This window comes from Frankia sp. ACN1ag (assembly GCF_001414035.1).
Taxonomy (GTDB): Bacteria; Actinomycetota; Actinomycetes; order Frankiales; family Frankiaceae; genus Frankia; species Frankia torreyi.
Genome location: NZ_LJPA01000005.1, coordinates 88,731 through 105,884, shown reverse-complemented (window position 1 = coordinate 105,884; position 17,154 = coordinate 88,731). Strand labels below are relative to the sequence as shown.

The window sequence follows — 17,154 nt, the reverse complement described above, 5'->3', positions numbered from 1 at the left end:
CCGCTCCTGCGTGAGGACTAGACACCGAGCCTAACGCCGCGCCGCGCGGAAGCCTTCCGCAGCCCCGGCCGAGGGGAGGTCAAATCGTCAGAAGTGGGACGACATCCAACGGAGCGACCCGTTCCCGCCCGGGCAGGAACGACAGCTCCATGAGGACCGTGAGGCCCACCACCTCGGCCCCCACGCCGGCCAGCAGCCCGTGCGCGGCAGCCGCCGTGCCGCCGGTCGCCAGCACGTCGTCGACCAGCAGCACCCGCTCGTCCGGGCGCACCGCGTCGGCGTGGATCTCGATGGTGGCGGTGCCGTACTCCAGGTCGTAGGTCGCGCTGCGGACCGGGCCCGGCAGCTTGCCCTGCTTGCGAATGGGCACCAGGCCGGCGCCGAGCCGGTCGGCGACCGGCGCGGCCAGCAGGAAGCCACGGGCCTCGATCCCCGCGATCGTGGTCGCGCCGCGCTGGCGGGCGATGTCCACCAGGGCCCCGATCACCACGCCGAACGCGGCGGGCGTGGCGAGCAGCGGGGTGATGTCCTTGAACACCACCCCGGGCTGCGGCCAGTCCTGGATGTCCCGGATGTGGCCACGCAACACGTCGGCGGCCGCGTCGCTCGTGGCGGGCCGTCCGAGTGCCGCCTCGTCGATGCTCGTCATCGTCCTGCTCATCCCACTTTCAGGGCTAGTCCGCCAGATCCGTCTCCGGGCGCCGCAGGGCACAGGTACACAGGTGTGCGCCTGACGCCCGGCTCACCGACGCTTCTTACCGCTCGGCCGCCCCCGCCGGCCGGGTTTGCGGCCTCCGGCGCGTCGCGCGGCACCCGCCGTGGGGGGTCGCCGACCGGGCCCGCCGAGGCCCGCCCCGGCGGGAACCGGTTCGCGGGCACCGGGCCCGCCCGGCCGACCGACCGGGTCGTCCGGGTCGTCCGGCCGTGCAGCCGCGCCCGCGGCGAGGGCCGCCACCTCCCCCGATGCCGTCTCCCCCGGCGCCGACGAGCCGACCGGCGCCCCCGGGCCGGCCGAGGCCGACGCGGCGGCGCGCGCGCGCTTGCCCCGTTCCCGGGCGACCCGGGCGTCGAGGGCCTGCACCGCCGACTCACCCCGCTTGAGGTCGACCAGCAGGGGCGTGGCGAAGAACAACGACGAATAGGTGCCGGAGGCGATCCCGACGAACTGGGCGAGCGCGAGGTCCTTCAGCGTGCCCGCGCCCAGCAGCCCGGCGCCGACGAACAGCAGCGACGCCACCGGGATGAGGGCGATGAGCGACGTGTTGAGCGAACGGACCAGCGTCTCGTTCAGCGCGTCGTTCGTCGCCTCGGCATAGGTGCGGCGGTGGGAGGTCGCCATCCCCGCGGTGTTCTCCCGCACCCGGTCGAACACCACCACCGTGTCATAGAGCGAGAAGCCGAGGATGGTCAGCACGGCGATCACCGTCGACGGCGTCACCTCGAACCCGACGAGGGAGTAGACGCCCATGGTGACGACGAGGTCGTGGATGAGCGCGGCCATCGCGGCCACCGCCATCTTCCACTCGAAGCGCACCGACAGGTAGATCATCACGAGCACCAGGAAGACGACCAGGCCCTGGACGGCCTTCTTGGTGATCGTCGAGCCCCACGAGGAGCCGACCGTCGACACGGCGATGTCGCGGTCCGGGTTGGCCACCGAGAAACGCTTGGCCAGCGCGTCCGTCAGCTTGTCGGTCTGGGCGTCGGACAGGGTGGGGGTCTGCACCCGGAACTGCTTGGAGGTCTCGAGCTGCTGGACCACGCCGTCCGCCGGGTCGATGCCGACGCTGGAGAGGGTCTCCTCGACCTGTTGGACGGTGCCGCCATGGCTGGGGAGCTGGAAGACCGCGCCACCGGAGAACTCGATGCCCAGGGTGAAGCCACGGAAGATCATGCTCACCGCGCAGATCGCGATGATGACGCCGGAGATCGCGTACCAGACCCGGCGGCGGCCGACGAAGTCGACGTGGAAGTCGCTGCGGTAGATCCGCCCGAGCAGTGCCATCTGTCAGCTCTCCCGCTTCTGCCCGGCCGGCGCCGGCCGCTTGGCCAGCCGCGGCCTGCTGGGGGCCGCGGCCGGTGGCCCGGCCGCGGCCCGGCCACCGATCGTCTTCGGACTCAGACCGGAGAACCGGCTGACGGAGAACAGTCTGCGCCGCACCAGCAGGGCCACCATCGGGCGGGTGAAGATGAACATGATCAGCACGTCGCTCAACGTCGACAACCCGAGGGTGAACGCGAACCCGCGCACCGAGCCGATCGAGAGGATGTAAAGCACGGCGGCGGCGAGGAACGAGACCGTGTCCGCCGAGAGCATCGTGCGCCGCGCGGCCGGCCAGGCCCGGTCGGCGGAGGCACGCACCGTCCGACCGGCCTGCACCTCGTCCTTGATCCGTTCGAAGTAGACGACGAACGAGTCCGCGGTGACGCCGATCGACACGATCAGACCGGCGATGCCGGCGAGGGTCAGCGTGAAGNCGATCGCGGCGCCCAGCAGCACGACTGAGGCATAGATGATCGCCCCGCTGACCGCCAGCGAAGCGACCACCACGATGCCCAACGCCCGGTAGTACAGGAACGAGTAGGCGACGACCAGCACCAGCCCGATGGCCCCGGCGAGCAGCCCGCCGTGCAGCGAGTCGCGGCCCAGGGTCGGCGAGATCGACTCGGCCTGGGAACGCTCGAACGCCAGCGGCAGTGCGCCGTAACGCAGAACGTTGGCGAGGTCCTCCGCCTCGGACTGGCCGAAGGACCCGGAGATCTGCGCGGTCCCGGCGATGCGCTCGTTGGTCTGCGGCGCCGACTGCACCACGCCGTCGAGCACGATCGCGACCTGCTTGCCGATCGTGTTCTCGGTGAGCTTGGTGAACTTGTTCTGGCCGGAGCCGGTGAAGTCGACGTTGACCACCCACTGGCCGGTGGTGACGCCGGTGGTGCCGCCGCCGCCCTGCAGGCCGGCGGAGGCCGTCTTCACATCGGTGCCGACGACGGAGGCCGGCTTGAGCAGGTACTTGGTCGCCCCGTCCCGATCGCAGGCGGCGGTCCAGTCCTGGGGCCGGTCGGTGCTGACCGCCGCCTTGCGCACGTCGGTGACCGCACAGGTCAGCGCGTCGTACTGGGCGACCGCGGCGGCGGGCGGCGTGTCCGCGGAGGAGGCGGCGCCCGCCGCGGGCGCCGTCGGCGCCGGCGCCGGGGACGCCGACGCGGCCGGAGCCGCGGAGGCCGCCGTGGCGGGAGAGGCCGAGACTGCGGGGGCCGCCGAGGCGGCGGTGAGGGCACCGGCGGCGGTGACCGCCTTACCCGTGCTCGCGGCAAGCGCCACCGGCTGCGCGACCAGCCCGGAGCCGTCCCCGAGCGCCACCGGCTTCGCAGCCGGCCGCGAGCCGTCGCCGAGGGCGGCCGGCCGGTTCGAAGCCGACGGGGTCGGCGCCGCAGAGGGGGCCGCCGACGGCGCCGCGGACGGCACGCTCCCGGCCGCCGGTGACGGCGTCGCGCCGGGCGCGGGGGTCGGCGCGGCCGTGCTGCCGGGGGTGGGCGAGGGGACCGTCTTCGCCGGGGTCGCCGCGGCGGCCTCGTAGACCTCGCGGAAGCGCAGCTCCGCGGTCTGCCCCACCAGGTCGACCACGTCGCCGCGGCCCCGGCCGGGAACCGAGATCTCGATCTGGTTGCCGGTGCGGTGGACCTCGGACTCGGCGACACCCAGCCCGTCGACGCGCTGACGGATGATGTCCACCGCCTGGTCGACCGCGCCGGAGTCGACGGCGCTGCCGGTGGTTGCCCGAGGCGTGAGGATCACGCTCGTGCCGCCCTGCAGGTCCAGCCCCAGCCGTGGGGTCCAGTTCCCGGTGGCGGCCATCAGGCTGTAGAGGACGACGAGCAGACCGCCGAGTACCCCCAGCCGGGTCCAGACGGAGCTTCCCGTGGATGCCCGTGCCGAGCCGCGTGCCACGTGCGAGTCCCTTCCTCACGCGCCGGATACCGGCGCTCGTTCGTCTCGCCGTTGCCCGGACCGGCGGTGCCCAACGTACCCGAACGAATGTCACCGAGGGTACGTTCCGAACCCCCGCTGGTAACGCTCCGGCGGTCCGTCGACCTGCTACAGCTCCTTGCGTGGCGGACGGGACACGCTGCCCTCGCCGTCGGAACCGTCGGTCGCGGACGGCCCCCCGGCGCCCTCCTCGCCGACGGCGGTGCCCGCGCCGGGCGGAGGCGTCTCGCCGACCGAGGTCGCGGGATCGGCCGGACCGTCGTGCGCGTCGTGCGCGTCGCCGTCCGCCGACCCGTCGTCGTGCGCCTCGTCGGTGTCCGGCGAGCTGATCACCCGGGCGATGGCGCTGCGGGTGAACCGGCAGACCACGTCGGGGGCGATCTCGAGCAGGACGTCGCCGTCCTCCAGCTCCACGACGGTCGCGTAGAGTCCGGCGGTGGTGATCACGAGGGTGCCGGGCAGAATCTGGGACACCTGCTGCTGCTGAGCCTTGGCGCGGCGACGCTGCATCGAGAAGATGTAGACGACCGCCAGGACGAGAAGAAGCGGAATCAGGAAACCGCCGATGGAACTGCCGCCGTTACCGTCGGCTGCCGTCGCCGCCGTCACAAGTCCGCGCACGTCCTGCCCTCCTGATGTGTTGCGGCGATCGTACGTATCGAGCGGATGCCGCCGGTGGGCAGGGCCGTGGTGTCCGCTTTATACCGGCGCCGTGGCGTCGCGCGGTGGGCGGCGGTGGGCCGCCCGGTGGGCCGCCGCTCAGCTGCCGTCGGGGAGCATGCCGCCGTCGGGAAGCGCGCCGCTCTCGGTGAGCAGTCCGTCGCCGGAGAGCAGTCCACCCTCGGCGAGCAGGCCGGTGTCCGGGAAGAGCGGGGCCTGGCTGCGGCCGAGCGGCTCGGCGATCGGTTCGAGCCCGAGGTGCTCGAAGGCGGCGGGGGTGGCGACCCGACCGCGGGAGGTGCGGATCAGCAGGCCGGCCCGCAGCAGGAACGGCTCGGCCACGTCCTCAACCGTCTCCGGCTCCTCCCCCACCGAGACGGCCAGCGTGGTGAGCCCGACCGGGCCGCCGCCGAAGCGACCGACGAGTGCCTCCAGCACGGCTCGGTCGAGGCGGTCGAGCCCCAGCCCGTCGACGTCGTAGATCCGCAGCGCGGCTCGGGCGACGTCCCGGGTGACCACGCCGTCGGCGCGCACCTCGGCGTAGTCGCGCACCCGGCGCAGCAGCCGGTTGGCGATGCGCGGGGTGCCTCGGGAGCGCCCGGCGACCTCGGCCGCGCCATCCTCGGTGAGGCTGACGCCGAGCAGGCCCGCCGAGCGGGTCAGCACCCGGGCGAGCTCGTCGGGGGCGTAGAAGTCCAGGTGGGCGGTGAACCCGAAGCGGTCGCGCAGCGGCCCCGTCAGCAACCCCGACCGGGTCGTGGCGCCCACCAGCGTGAACGGGGCGACGTCGAGGGGGATGGCGGTCGCGCCGGGCCCCTTGCCGAGGATCACGTCGACCCGGAAGTCCTCCATCGCGGCGTAGAGAAGCTCCTCGGCGGGACGCGCGATCCGGTGGATCTCGTCGAGAAACAGCACCTCCCCGGGGGACAGCGCGGTGAGGATCGCGACGAGGTCGCCGGCCCGTTCGATCGCCGGGCCGCTGGTCATCCGCAGCGGCACCGCCAGCTCCTCCGCAATGATCATCGCGAGGCTGGTCTTGCCCAGGCCCGGCGGGCCGGACAGCAGGACGTGGTCCGGCGGACGCCCGCGGGCCTGCGCCCCTTCCAGCATGATCGAGAGCTGCTCCCGGACCTTGCGCTGGCCGACGAACTCGGTGAGCGTGCGGGGGCGCAGCCCGGCCTCGAACGCCTGCTCCTCGGCGCTGGCGGCGGCCGAGACGAGCCCGTCGGCGCTCATGCGCCGCCCCCGTGCGTGCCGCCGGCAGCCAGCCCAGCCTCCGCCGGCGCGGTCATCGGCGCAGCACTGCCAGGCTCGCCCGCAGCAGCGTCGCCGCGTCGGGCGCGCCCTCGGCCGGCGCGGTGCCGCCTGATCGGTCCGGGCCGTCGAGGTCGTCCGGGGGCGCGGCCAGCACGGCCAGCGCGCGGGACACCGCGTCGTCGGCCTCTCGCGCCGAATAGCCCAGCCCGGTCAGCGCCTCACGCACGGTGTCCGCGACCTCGCCGGCACTGCCGACCCCGCCTGCCCCGACCCCGCCGGAGCCCCGGTCGGCGGCCGCCGACCGGGGCCCGGGCACCGCGGCCCCGCGCGGCGGGCCGAGTCGGTCGCGCAGGTCCAGGACGATCCGCTGGGCGCCCTTGCGCCCGATCCCGGGCACCTTGGTGAGCGCCGCGAGATCCTCCTCGGCGACCGCCCGGCGGACCGCGTCCGGATCGTGCACGCCGAGGACGGCCTGGGCGAGCTTCGGCCCCACCCCGGCGGCGGACTGCAGGATCTCGAAGACGTCGCGGGCATCGGCGTCGGTGAACCCGTAGAGGGTCAGCTCCGTCTCACGCACGACGAGGGTGGTGGCGAGGCTGGCCGGCTCGCCGACGCGCAGCCGGGCCAGCGTCGCGGGGGTGCACTGGACGAGCAGGCCGACGCCGCCCACCTCGACGACGGCGGACAGCGGCCCGAGCGCCCGGACGGTGCCGGCCAACGAGGCGATCACGACGCTCCCGCCGGGCGGCGGGCGGGCGCAACGGGAGCCGCCGCGCGCAGCCGAGCCAGCGCCGGGCCCCGCCACAGGTGACACAGCGCCAGCGCCAACGCGTCGGCGGCGTCGGCCGGCCGCGGCACCTCGGTCAGCCCCAGCAACCGGGTGACCATGAACCCGACCTGGGCCTTGTCGGCCCGCCCACTGCCGGTGACCGCGGCCTTGACCTCGCTGGGCGTGTAGAGGCCCACCGGCAGGTCACGCCGCGCGGCGAGCATGATCGCTACCGCACCGGCCTGGGCCGTGCCCATGACCGTGCGCACGTTGGCCTGGCTGAAGACCTTCTCGACCGCGACCGCGTCGGGACGGGTGCGGTCCAGCCAGGCGTCGATGCCGTCGGCGACGGCCCGCAGCCGGTCGGCCACCTCGGCACCGGCCGGCGTGCGCACCACCCCCACCTCGACCAGGCGGGCGCGGGAACCCAAGGCGCCGTCGACGACCCCCAGGCCGCACCGGGTCAGCCCCGGATCGACGCCCAGTACCCGCATCCACCCTCCCGACCACTCGCCCACAGGAACGCCCGCCCACAGGAACGCTCGCCCGCAAGAACACTCGTTCGATGGTAGATCGGTCGGCGCAACCGGACATCCACGACACGCCCAACAGATCCCGGGCGCGGTGGCGTGCGGCTAGCTGCTGACGAGCTCCATGACGTCGTCGGAGATGTCGCCGTTGAACCACACGTTCTGGACGTCGTCGAGGTCCTCGACCGCCTCGACGAGCTTGAGCACCTTGGCCGCGGGCTCGGCGTCCAGCGGCACGCTCACGCTCGGCAGCCAGGAGATGTCCGCCGAGGTGATCTCCAGGCCGGCGTCGGTGGCCGCCACCCGCACCGCATGCAGGTCGGTCGCCTCGGAGATGACCTCGAAGACGTCGCCGAGGTCGTTGACCTCCTCGGCGCCCACGTCGAGCACGGCGAGCAGCACGTCGTCCTCGGTGAGCCCGGCGGTCTTCGTCACCAGCACGACGCCCTTGCGGTTGAACAGGTACGACACCGAGCCGGGATCGGCCACCGTGCCNCCGTTGCGGGTGATCGCCACCCGGACGTCGGAGGCGGCGCGGTTGCGGTTGTCGGTCAGGCACTCGACGAGGATCGCGACGCCGTTCGGCCCGTACGCCTCGTAGGTGATGTTCTCGTAGTTCACCCCGCCGGCGAGCTCGCCGGAGCCCCGCTTGACCGCCCGCTCGATGTTGTCGTTCGGGACGGACTGCGATTTGGCCTTGGCGATGGCGTCGGCCAGCGTGGGGTTTCCCGCCGGGTCGCCGCCGCCCGTCTTGGCCGCGACCTCCACCGTCTTGACCAGCTTGGCGAACAGCTTGCCCCGCCGGGCGTCGATGACCGCCTTCTTGTGCTTTGTGGTCGCCCACTTGGAGTGACCGCTCATGTCCTGCCCCTCTTACTCGCGATCACCGACCGGATCCNGAAGATCGCACAATGTCGACGAATAGCCGGTGCATCCTGGAGTCACCGGTCAGCTCCGGATGGAACGCGGTGGCCAGCAGCGGGCCCTGACGGACCGCCACCGGCGCCTCGGCGACACGAGCCAGGACCTCGACCGTATCGCCCGCCTTTTCTACCCATGGTGCCCGGATGAAGACCGCGTGCACAGGCGGTCCCTCCACGCCGTCGACGTCGAGGTCGACCTCGAACGAGTCGACCTGCCGGCCGAAGGCGTTACGCCGGACGACCATGTCCAACCCGCCGATCAGCGGCTGGTCCGGCCGGCCGTCCACGACGTCCCGCGCAAGCAGGATCATGCCAGCACACGAGCCGAACACGGGCAGGCCCGCCACGACCGCGGCCCGCAACGGCTCCAGCAGCTCGAACACCCGCAGCAGCCGGCCGATCGTCGTGGACTCGCCGCCGGGCAGGACCAGACCGTCCACCGCGGCGAGTTCCGCCGCGCGGCGGACCTCCACCGGCCGCGCACCGACGGCGCTGAGCGCCCGAGCGTGTTCGCGCACGTCCCCCTGCAGCGCGAGGATGCCGATCCGCGGGCCGCTCACCAGCCACGGTCGGCGTAGCGGGCCGCCGACGGGAGCTCGGCGACGTTGATGCCGACCATCGCCTCGCCCAGGCCCCGCGACACCTTCACCAGCACGTCGGGGTCGTTGAACATCGTGGTGGCCTCGACGATCGCGCGGGCGCGCCGCGCCGGATCGCCGGACTTGAAGATCCCGGAGCCGACGAACACCCCGTCCGCGCCGAGCTGCATCATCAGCGCCGCGTCCGCCGGGGTGGCGATGCCGCCGGCGGTGAACAGCACGACCGGCAGCCGGCCGAGCCGGGCCACCTCGGCGACCAGCTCGACGGGGGCACGCAGCTCCTTGGCCGCGGCGTAGAGCTCCTCCGCAGGCAGCGCGGCGAGCCGGCCGATCTCGGCGCGGATGGTGCGCATGTGCACCACCGCGTTGGACACCTCGCCGGTGCCCGCCTCGCCCTTGGAGCGGATCATCGCCGCCCCCTCGGCGAGGCGGCGCAGCGCCTCGCCGAGGTTGGTCGCCCCGCAGACGAACGGCACCGTGAACGACCACTTGTCGATGTGGTGGTGCGGGTCGGCCGGGGTGAGCACCTCGGACTCGTCGACGTAGTCCACCCCGAGCGCCTGGAGCACCTGGGCCTCGACGAAGTGCCCGATCCGCGCCTTGGCCATCACCGGGATGGACACTGCCTCGATGATCTCCGAGATCATGTCCGGATCGCTCATCCGGGCGACGCCGCCCTGGGCGCGGATGTCGGCGGGCACCCGCTCCAGGGCCATCACCGCCACAGCGCCGGCGTCCTCGGCGATACGCGCCTGCTCGGCCGTGACCACATCCATGATCACACCGCCCTTGAGCATCTCCGCCATGCCGCGCTTGACGCGGGCGGTGCCGGCGTGCCGGGCGGAGTCGGTCGCCAGGCCGGTGGTGGCGGCAGTCTGGCCCTGGGACATGATGTGCCGTCTCTTTTCGCTCCAGTCGGGCGCCACGGCCGGCCGGCTCCGCCATGTCAGGAACACCTGCATGTCGGATACCCAGCCAGGTGAATCCCGTGCGGGTGGGTCGGTTCCCCATCGTACGGCGCAGCCCGCGCCGACCGGGCGGCTCAGGAGGCCAGGCCCGGCCGGTCGCCGTGCCCGAGCGACCCGTCGCGCCCCGGCCGGTCCTCGCGGGCGGGGTTGTCGCGGCCGGAGATGTCGGCGCCGTAAGCCGAACCCTCGACGAGGCGCGGCCAGGGTTCCTCGCGGACCGGCAGGGCATCGTCGATCTCGAAGTAGCCGGGCGGCGAGCGGCGGCCGGACAGGTGGAGCACCCGGACCACCCGGCGGCCCGCGAGCGCGCGTTGGTCCCGGACAGCGTCGTTGTGGAACTGGCGGGCCAGCGCCACCCGGGCCGCCCCGGAGTCGACCGCGTGCAGCTCGATGGGAAAACGTTGCCCGGCCGCCGCGACCTCCGCGGAGCGCAGCGCCCGGCTCAGCGCGTTCTCGGCCAGCTCGACCGCGGCGTCCAGGGGCGCGCCGGCGAGCAGGGCCGGGTAGGACACACGCGCGCGGGCAGCGCTGGCCGCCAGCTCGTCGAGACCGCAGCGCTCGGCGAGCTGCGCCGCGGCGTCGGCGCGGGCGACGAGCTGGGTGACCAGACCGCCGCCGGCGTCCGACACCCGAGCGGCGAGCCGGTCGAGCCGGCGGGCCAGCCAGGTCAGATAGGTCGCAATCGCCACCACCAGGGCAACCACCACCACGAGGACGGTCATCTCGCGCAGCGTAGCCAACGGGCGGATGTGACCTGGCGCCGGTACCGGCCACCGGACTCGCCGCCGCCCGCCCGGCTAGGTCGACGCGAGCGACACCCGCCGGTCCCCGGAGATCATCTCGTAGACGCCGACGATGCGCTCGGCGATGGTCCGCCAGTCGTACGTCTCGACGACCTCCCGGCCCCGCCGTACCAGCCCCGCGGCCCCGGCGGGATCGGTCAGCACGTCGGCGAGGGTGGCGGCGAGCTGCGCGGGATCGCCGACGTCGAACAGCCGCCCGGCGCGGCCGTCGTCGAGCACCCGGCGGAACGCGTCGATGTCGCTGGCCACCACGGCGGTCCCGGCCGCCATCGCCTCCAGCAGCACGATCCCGAAGCTCTCCTGGCCGGTGTTCGGGGCGCAGTACACCTGGCCAGAGGCGAACACCCGCGGCTTGTCGGCATCGGAGACGAGGCCCAGCAGGTCGACCCGGGACCGCAGCTCCGGTTCCAGGCGTGCACGCACCGCCGCGGCGTCCCCGGGCCCGGCGACGAGCAGGCGCGCGTCGTCGATGCGGGCGGCGAGCGCCGGCATCGCGGCCAGCAGCACGTCGAGGCCCTTGCGCGGCTCGTCGATGCGGCCGAGGAAGGCGACGGTGGGCCGCCCGTCGTCGTAGCCGGGCAGCGGCTGGGCGTCGACGAAGTGCTGCACCGCGACCCCGTTGGGAATCAGGATGGCGTCGGCGCCGAGATGCTCCACGAGCGTGCGCCGCGCCGCCTCGGACACGGCGATGCGGGCGCGCAGCTTCTCGAAGGACGGCTGCAGCGCGCCCTGTGCGGCGGTCAGGAACCGCGAGCGGGGATTGGCGGTGTGGAAGGTCGCCACGATCGGCCCGTCGGCGAGCATGCAGGCCAGCAGGCTGACGCTCGGCGCGCTGGGCTCGTGCACGTGCAGGACGTCGAAGTCGCGCTCGCGCAGCCAGCGGCGGACCCGAGCGGCGGAGACCGGGCCCATCAGCAGCCGGGCGACCGAGCCGTTGTAGGGCACCGGCAGCGCCCGGCCGGCGTCGACGGCATAGGACGGCAGGGTCTGCTCGTCGTCGACCGGGGTGATGACCGATACCTCGTGTCCCGCCGCGAGCAGGGCCTCGGCGAGGTCCCGCACGTGGACCTGGACCCCGCCGGGGACGTCCCAGGTGTAGGGGCAGGCCAGGCCGATCTTCACAGCGCCGCCGCGGCGCGACCGGGCGGGCTCACGCCTCGTCGCGCCAGACGCGCTGGAGCATGTGCCAGTCGGCGGGATGGGCGGCGATGCCGGCGGCGAAGGCGTCGGCGAGGTCCTGGGTCATCGTCGCGACGTCGCTGCGCGCCACCGCGGGGTGGATCCGCGCGCTCCAGCCGTCCCGGTCGAACCAGAGCGTGACCGGCAGCAGCGTTGCCCCGGTGGCCAGCGCGAGCGCGGCGGGTCCGCCGGGCATCGTCGCCGCGGCGCCGAAGAACCGCACGGGGATGCCCGCGCGGGACAGGTCGCGGTCGGCGAGCAGGCACAGCATCCCCCCGGCCCGCAGCCGGTCGGCCAGCAGGCCGAACGGCGGGCTCTCGCCGCCCGTCAGCGGGATGACCTCCATCCCGAGCTCGGAGCGGAACGCGACGAACCGCTCGAACAGCGACTCGGGCCGCAGCCGCTCGGCGACCGTCGTGAACGGGACTCCCGTCGCCGCGAGCCAGGCGCCGGCCTGCTCCCAGTTACCCATATGCGGCAGCGCCAGGATCGTGCCGGCGCCGCGGGCATGCGAGTCACGCAGGAAGTGCTCGTCGAGGACCCGCATCCGGCCGACGATCCGCTCGGTGCCGAGCTCGCGCAGGCGGAAGACCTCGAGCCAGTAACGCGCGTAGGAGCGCATCGCCACCCGGGTGAGTCGGTCCAGGTCGGTGCCGGCCGGCGCCACCCGGCTCAGGTTGGCCCGCAGCCGGCGCACTCCGCGCCCGCCACGCCGGTAGGCCGCGTCGGCGCCCAGCCGGAACGCCGCGGCGGCCACCGGTTCCGGCAGCAGCCGCACGCCGCGCCAGCCCAGTGCGTAGCCGAGGTCGGTGAGCCGCCCCTCGGTCACGACCGCCCCTCGGTCACGACCGCCCCTCGGTCACGACCGCCCCTCGGTCACGGCCGGCCCTCGGTCACGGCCGCCGCGCGGGACCGGCCGGCGCGGCCCCGGAGGGGAGGGTGGGGGCCGCGGTCGACGCGGACGGCGCCGGCGGGTCACCCGCGCGGTACCACTGCCGGTACACGTGCACCACGCGCTGCACGACGGTGAGCGAGGTCGCGCCGACGAGGAACCACAGGGCGGCGGGCAGCAGGTAGGGCACACCGAGGCCGTACAGGCCGGCGGCGACCAGCAGGATCAGCAGCCGTTCGCCGCGCTCGGCGAAGCCGACGTTGCAGGTGAAGCCGAGCCCCTCCGCGCGCGCCTTGACGTAGGAGGTGATCGAGCCCGCCACCAGGCAGACCAGCGCGGCCACGACGAGCGGCAGCGAGTCGCCGTCACCGGCGTACCAGACGACCAGCGAGCCGAAGATCGCGCTGTCGCCGACGCGGTCGGAGGTGGAGTCGAGGAAGGCCCCCCACTTGGAGGAGATACCGCGGGCTCGGGCGATCACCCCGTCGATCAGGTCCGAGAAGACGAAAAGGGTGATCACGATCGTGCCGAGGAAGAACACCCCCCGGGTGAAGAACCCCAGCGCGGCGCCCGCCACCCCGATGGTGCCGATGATCGTCACGACGTCGGGCGACACCGACGACCGGGCGGCCCACTGGCTCACCGGGTCGAGCACCTTCTGGATCTGCGGTCGTGCCTTGCTAGCGAGCATGTCCGTCCCGTCGTCCCGCGTGCACCCGGCTTCGGGCGGTCTTCACAGTACCGCCGCCACGATCCGTGCATTCCCGACCACGCCCCCCCTCGGGCTTGTGCCCCACGTCACCTGGGAGGACTCTGCCGTTACGGACAGGATCCCACCTGCCGATCAAGGAGGCGAGGATGTCAACAGCCTCGTGCGATGTACGCAACGTCGTTCTGGTGGGGCATACCGGCGCGGGCAAGACGGCCCTGGTGGACCGGCTGCTCGCCACCGCCGGGCCGCCCGAGCGCCAGAACGGCGACTATCAGCTCGCCCACACCAGCTACGTCGGGCACGCCGACCCCGATCACCGGCCCTCCCGGTCGGTCAGTCTCTCCCTGTGCTCGGTCAGCCACCGCGGGCTCACCATCAACCTGCTCGACACCCCGGGGTACCCCGACTTCGTCGGCGAGCTGCGCGCGGGCCTGCGCGCCGCCGACGCCGCCCTGTTCGTCGTCAGCGCCGTCGACGGGGTGGACGGCGCGACCGGGCTGCTGTGGACCGAGTGCGCCGAGGTCGGCATGCCGCGCGCCATCGCGATCACCCACCTGGACCAGGCCCGGGCCGACTTCACCGCGGCGGTCGAGGAGTGCCAGCGCGCCTTCGGCACCGGTGTGCTGCCGGCCTGGCTGCCCAGCCGCGCGGCGGGCGGCGGCGTACGCATGACGGGGCTGCTGACCGGCCGGATCGTCGAGTACGGCCGCGGCGGGCGACGCACGTCCGCGGCCGAGTCGGGCCGGTCCGACGTGCGCCACGCCGCCGCCCGGGCGGCCCTCGTCGAGGGAATCATCGCCGAGAGCGAGGACGAGACGCTGCTCGACCGCTACCTGTCCGGCGCCGACCCCGATCCGAACCTGCTGCTGGCCGACCTGGAGAAGGCGGTCGCCCGCGGAACGTTCTTCCCGGTGCTGCCGATCGGCCTGCTCGCCGAGCAGGGCACGGACCACGAACGAGACAGCAACCGGCGGGACAGCAACCAACGGGACAGGGACGAACGGGGCCCGGCGCGAGCCGGCGGGTTCGGCTCGGCGGAGCTGCTCGACCTGTTCGTCCAGGGCTTCCCCGCGCCGGCGGAGCATCCCCTCCCGGCGCTGACCCGGCCCGACGGCACGGCCTGCGACCCGGGCACCGGCGATCCCGCCGGGCCGCTGGTCGCCGAGGTCGTCAAGACGACCACTGATCCGTACGTGGGCCGGATGTCCGTCGTGCGGGTCTTCAGCGGGACGCTGCGCCCGGACGATCCCGTCCACGTCAGTGGGCACGGCCGGGCGGCGGCCGGCCATGCCGACCACGACGACGACGAGCGGGTCGGCGCGCTGTCCCGGCCCTACGGCTCGGTGCTGCACAGCGTGCCGGACTGCCCGGCGGGCGGCATCTGCGTGGTGACGAAGCTCGCCACCGCCGAGACCGGCGACACCCTGTCGAGCCTCGATGATCCGCGCCACCTGCCCGCCTGGACGATGCCCGAGCCGCTGCTGCCGATCGCGATCAGGGCCCGCGGCCGTGCCGACGAGGACCGGCTGGCCACGGCGCTGTCCCGGCTGGCAATCGAGGATCCGACCCTGCGGGTGGTCCAGGATCCGGAGACCGCGCAGCTCGTCCTGTGGAGCATGGGCGAGGCCCACGCGGAGTCCGTACTGGAGCGCCTCGCCCAGCGCTACGGCGCCACCGTCGACCGGGTGCCGACCGTCATTCCGCTGCGGGAGACGCTGCGGGCACCGGCGCGGGGACTGGGCCGCCAGGTCAAACAGTCCGGAGGGCATGGCCAGTACGCCGTCTGCCAGATCGAGGTCGAGCCGCTCCCGCCGGGCAGCGGCTTCGAGTTCGTCGACGAGGTCGTCGGCGGTGCCATCCCGCGCTCGTTCATCCCTTCGGTCGAGAAGGGGGTCCGGGCGCAGATGGCCCAGGGAGTGCGGGCCGGTCATCCGCTGACCGACCTGCGGGTGCGCCTGGTCGACGGCAAGTCGCACAGCGTCGACTCCTCGGACATGGCCTTCCAGATCGCCGGCGGGCTGGCGCTGCGCGACGCCGTTCGCAGCGGCGGAGTCGTCGTGCTGGAGCCGGTGCTGGCCGTCGATGTGTCGGTGCCCGACGAGTTCGTCGGGACGGTGGTCAGCGACCTGTCGACCCGGCGGGGACGGGTTGTCGGCATGGATCCGGTGCCGCCGGCGCCGGGCAGCGCGAGCTCGTTCGCCGCGACGCGCACCATCGTGCACGCCGAGGTGCCGGAGAGCGAGATGTCCCGGTACGCGGTAGAACTGCGCTCGCTGAGCCACGGAACGGGGAGCTTCCATCGCCAACCGCACGGCTACGAGCCGATGCCACCGCGGCTCGCCGACTCGCTGCTCGGCTGATGCGGCCTACCGCGACCTACTCGGCCGCGGCCGCCCAGGCGTCGGCGAGCATCTCCCGGGTCTGCCCGAGCAGGGCGGGCAGCACCCGGGTCGCCCCCACCACCGGCATGAAGTTCGTGTCGCCGCCCCACCGGGGCACCACGTGCTGGTGCACGTGGGAGGCGATTCCGGCGCCGGCGACGTGCCCAAGGTTCATGCCCGTGTTGAAACCGTGGGCTCCGCTGGCGGTGCGCAGCGCGCGCAGGGCCCGCTGCACGAAAAATGCCATCTCGATGATTTCTTCGGATTCCATGTCGGCATAGTCGGCCACATGTCGGTAAGGCACGACGAGCAGATGCCCGGCATTGTAGGGATAGAGGTTGAGGACGGCGTAGACGGTATTCCCGCGGGCGACGACGAGCCCGTCCTCGTCCGCCATGCCGACGATGGAGCAGAAGGGGCATTCATCGTCGCGACCGCGCCCCTCACCCTTGATGTAGGCCATCCGGTGGGGCGTGTAAAGCCGCTGGAAGGCGTCCGGGCCGCCGACCCCGGCCTGCTCCTCCAGCGGAACCCCGCCAGGCGAGACCTCGGCGGTCACCGGGTGGTCACCGCGAGCTCGTCGTCCCGGCCTGGCCGGGGGAGCCCGCAGGTAGGAGCGGCCGGATGGGGCGTGGCCGACCAGGCCCGCCCCCCAGCGCCAACCCCGCCACCTGCATCGGGCGATCCCCCTCGAAGGGTGGCCATCATCCTGCCAATTTATCAGGACGTCGACCGATGAGGGGGCTCCCACAGGGGCGATGACGCCCGCGCGCAGATGCGTACCCGCAGATGAAGAGGGAGACTGACGGCGTGGGGGGGTCGCCGCCAGTCTCCCTCGAGTGGCGTATTCGGTTTTGAACCACGGCGTCCCGACTGCCGCGGCGGCGCACCCGAAGGGAACTACGGCCCGGGAGGGATCTCCCGACGCACCCCCGCGAGACACCGCACCGACAAAAGGGACCCGCTACGCCCTGCCTGATCAGCTTAGCGGGTGTTAAGCCGATCTGTACAGGGCGGGTCTCATGCCGACCGGAAATAACCGGGCGAACATCCCCGGCGCCGGACCTGAACCCGTGGGCACATCAACGATCTCACCGAAGGGGCGGGACGCACAACGATGCCGATCCACGATGGGCCAACGGCTACGTCATCGGCCACCGCAATCGGCTCGCCCCACCCCGTCACCGCCGACTCCGGCGGACGGCGGCCCCCGGGCACCTCTGCCGATCGACCGACGAGGCGCACCGTCCACCCCGGACCACCCGGGGTAGCCCACCCAGGTGAAATCGGTCGTCCGAGCCCGGACGGCTTTTCGCAATCTGGGCCACTCTTCTCGGCCGACGGAACCGAAAAGGCGGCCGCCGGTCGGTCGGCCAGACCGTCGGACCGCAGCGGTTCACCCTCGGCGATGCTCACCCTTCGTCACCGCCCGCCGGGAGACGCTCGGCGCGGTGCGGGCGCCCCGTCCGCGGGCCCGACGTCGAGCACCCCCA

The 17,154-nt window shown here is 73.4% G+C and carries 16 protein-coding genes and 2 pseudogenes; 1 reads left to right on the top strand and 17 read right to left on the bottom strand.

Annotated elements, in window-relative coordinates:
* Window positions 1-79 precede the first annotated feature (79 nt).
* The 16 genes and pseudogenes from UK82_RS05825 to pgsA all read right to left on the bottom strand — a co-directional run bounded on the left by UK82_RS05825 (window position 80) and on the right by pgsA (window position 13,259).
* A complete protein-coding gene (locus UK82_RS05825; protein WP_044883569.1) occupies window positions 80-649 on the bottom strand; it encodes an adenine phosphoribosyltransferase in 570 nt (189 codons plus the stop codon).
* Between the two features lie 93 nt (window positions 650-742).
* Complete coding sequence (gene secF / locus UK82_RS05820) at window positions 743-2,005, bottom strand: protein translocase subunit SecF (protein ID WP_055406558.1); 1,263 nt, start codon at window positions 2,003-2,005, stop codon at window positions 743-745.
* A gap of 3 nt (window positions 2,006-2,008) precedes the next feature.
* Window positions 2,009-2,477 (bottom strand): annotated as a pseudogene (locus UK82_RS36030) (MMPL family transporter); the annotation flags it as partial.
* A gap of 1 nt (window position 2,478) precedes the next feature.
* Window positions 2,479-3,949 (bottom strand): preprotein translocase subunit SecD (gene secD / locus UK82_RS05815; protein WP_236705556.1); only part of this gene is annotated, 1,471 nt, incomplete at its 3' end.
* A gap of 147 nt (window positions 3,950-4,096) precedes the next feature.
* Window positions 4,097-4,609 (bottom strand): preprotein translocase subunit YajC, encoded by a 513-nt coding sequence (gene yajC, locus UK82_RS05810; RefSeq protein ID WP_055406556.1) that lies wholly within the window; start codon window positions 4,607-4,609, stop codon window positions 4,097-4,099.
* Window positions 4,610-4,747: 138 nt separating this feature from the next.
* Window positions 4,748-5,884, bottom strand: a complete 1,137-nt coding sequence (gene ruvB, locus UK82_RS05805; protein ID WP_055406555.1) for a Holliday junction branch migration DNA helicase RuvB — start codon at window positions 5,882-5,884, stop codon at window positions 4,748-4,750.
* A 52-nt stretch (window positions 5,885-5,936) separates the two neighbouring features.
* Window positions 5,937-6,635 carry a Holliday junction branch migration protein RuvA gene (gene ruvA, locus UK82_RS05800; RefSeq protein ID WP_055406554.1) on the bottom strand — a complete coding sequence of 233 codons (699 nt, stop codon included), beginning with the start codon at window positions 6,633-6,635 and terminating at the stop codon, window positions 5,937-5,939.
* The gene (gene ruvC / locus UK82_RS05795; RefSeq protein WP_044883564.1) at window positions 6,632-7,168 is read right to left on the bottom strand and encodes a crossover junction endodeoxyribonuclease RuvC; all 537 of its coding nucleotides are present in this window, start codon (window positions 7,166-7,168) and stop codon (window positions 6,632-6,634) included. The genes ruvA and ruvC overlap by 4 nt, the downstream gene beginning before the upstream one ends.
* Before the next feature lie 141 nt (window positions 7,169-7,309).
* Window positions 7,310-7,699, bottom strand: a pseudogene (locus tag UK82_RS36025) (YebC/PmpR family DNA-binding transcriptional regulator); the annotation flags it as partial.
* Window position 7,700: 1 nt separating this feature from the next.
* A partial coding sequence (locus UK82_RS36020; protein WP_236705555.1) for a YebC/PmpR family DNA-binding transcriptional regulator occupies window positions 7,701-8,065 on the bottom strand: 365 nt, incomplete at its 3' end.
* A 38-nt stretch (window positions 8,066-8,103) separates the two neighbouring features.
* The coding region (gene pdxT / locus UK82_RS05785; RefSeq protein ID WP_236705554.1) for a pyridoxal 5'-phosphate synthase glutaminase subunit PdxT at window positions 8,104-8,687 on the bottom strand (584 nt) is incomplete at its 3' end.
* Window positions 8,684-9,616, bottom strand: a complete 933-nt coding sequence (gene pdxS, locus UK82_RS05780) for a pyridoxal 5'-phosphate synthase lyase subunit PdxS (protein ID WP_044883671.1) — start codon at window positions 9,614-9,616, stop codon at window positions 8,684-8,686. The genes pdxT and pdxS, both read right to left, overlap by 4 nt.
* Before the next feature lie 152 nt (window positions 9,617-9,768).
* On the bottom strand, window positions 9,769-10,416 hold the full coding sequence (locus UK82_RS05775) for a hypothetical protein (RefSeq protein ID WP_044883561.1): 648 nt from the start codon (window positions 10,414-10,416) through the stop codon (window positions 9,769-9,771).
* A gap of 75 nt (window positions 10,417-10,491) precedes the next feature.
* A complete protein-coding gene (locus tag UK82_RS05770; protein ID WP_044883560.1) occupies window positions 10,492-11,619 on the bottom strand; it encodes a glycosyltransferase family 4 protein in 1,128 nt (375 codons plus the stop codon).
* 28 nt (window positions 11,620-11,647) lie between these two features.
* A complete protein-coding gene (locus UK82_RS05765) occupies window positions 11,648-12,505 on the bottom strand; it encodes a phosphatidylinositol mannoside acyltransferase (RefSeq protein ID WP_044883559.1) in 858 nt (285 codons plus the stop codon).
* A 64-nt stretch (window positions 12,506-12,569) separates the two neighbouring features.
* On the bottom strand, window positions 12,570-13,259 hold the full coding sequence (gene pgsA, locus UK82_RS05760) for a phosphatidylinositol phosphate synthase (protein WP_055406552.1): 690 nt from the start codon (window positions 13,257-13,259) through the stop codon (window positions 12,570-12,572).
* A 167-nt stretch (window positions 13,260-13,426) separates the two neighbouring features.
* Between pgsA and UK82_RS05755 the strand changes: the two genes are divergently transcribed.
* The gene (locus UK82_RS05755) at window positions 13,427-15,640 is read left to right on the top strand and encodes an elongation factor G-like protein EF-G2 (protein WP_044883557.1); all 2,214 of its coding nucleotides are present in this window, start codon (window positions 13,427-13,429) and stop codon (window positions 15,638-15,640) included.
* Window positions 15,641-15,656: 16 nt separating this feature from the next.
* Here the strand turns inward: UK82_RS05755 and UK82_RS05750 are convergent, their stop codons facing one another.
* Window positions 15,657-16,220 carry an HIT domain-containing protein gene (locus UK82_RS05750; RefSeq protein ID WP_044883556.1) on the bottom strand — a complete coding sequence of 188 codons (564 nt, stop codon included), beginning with the start codon at window positions 16,218-16,220 and terminating at the stop codon, window positions 15,657-15,659.
* Window positions 16,221-17,154 lie beyond the last annotated feature (934 nt).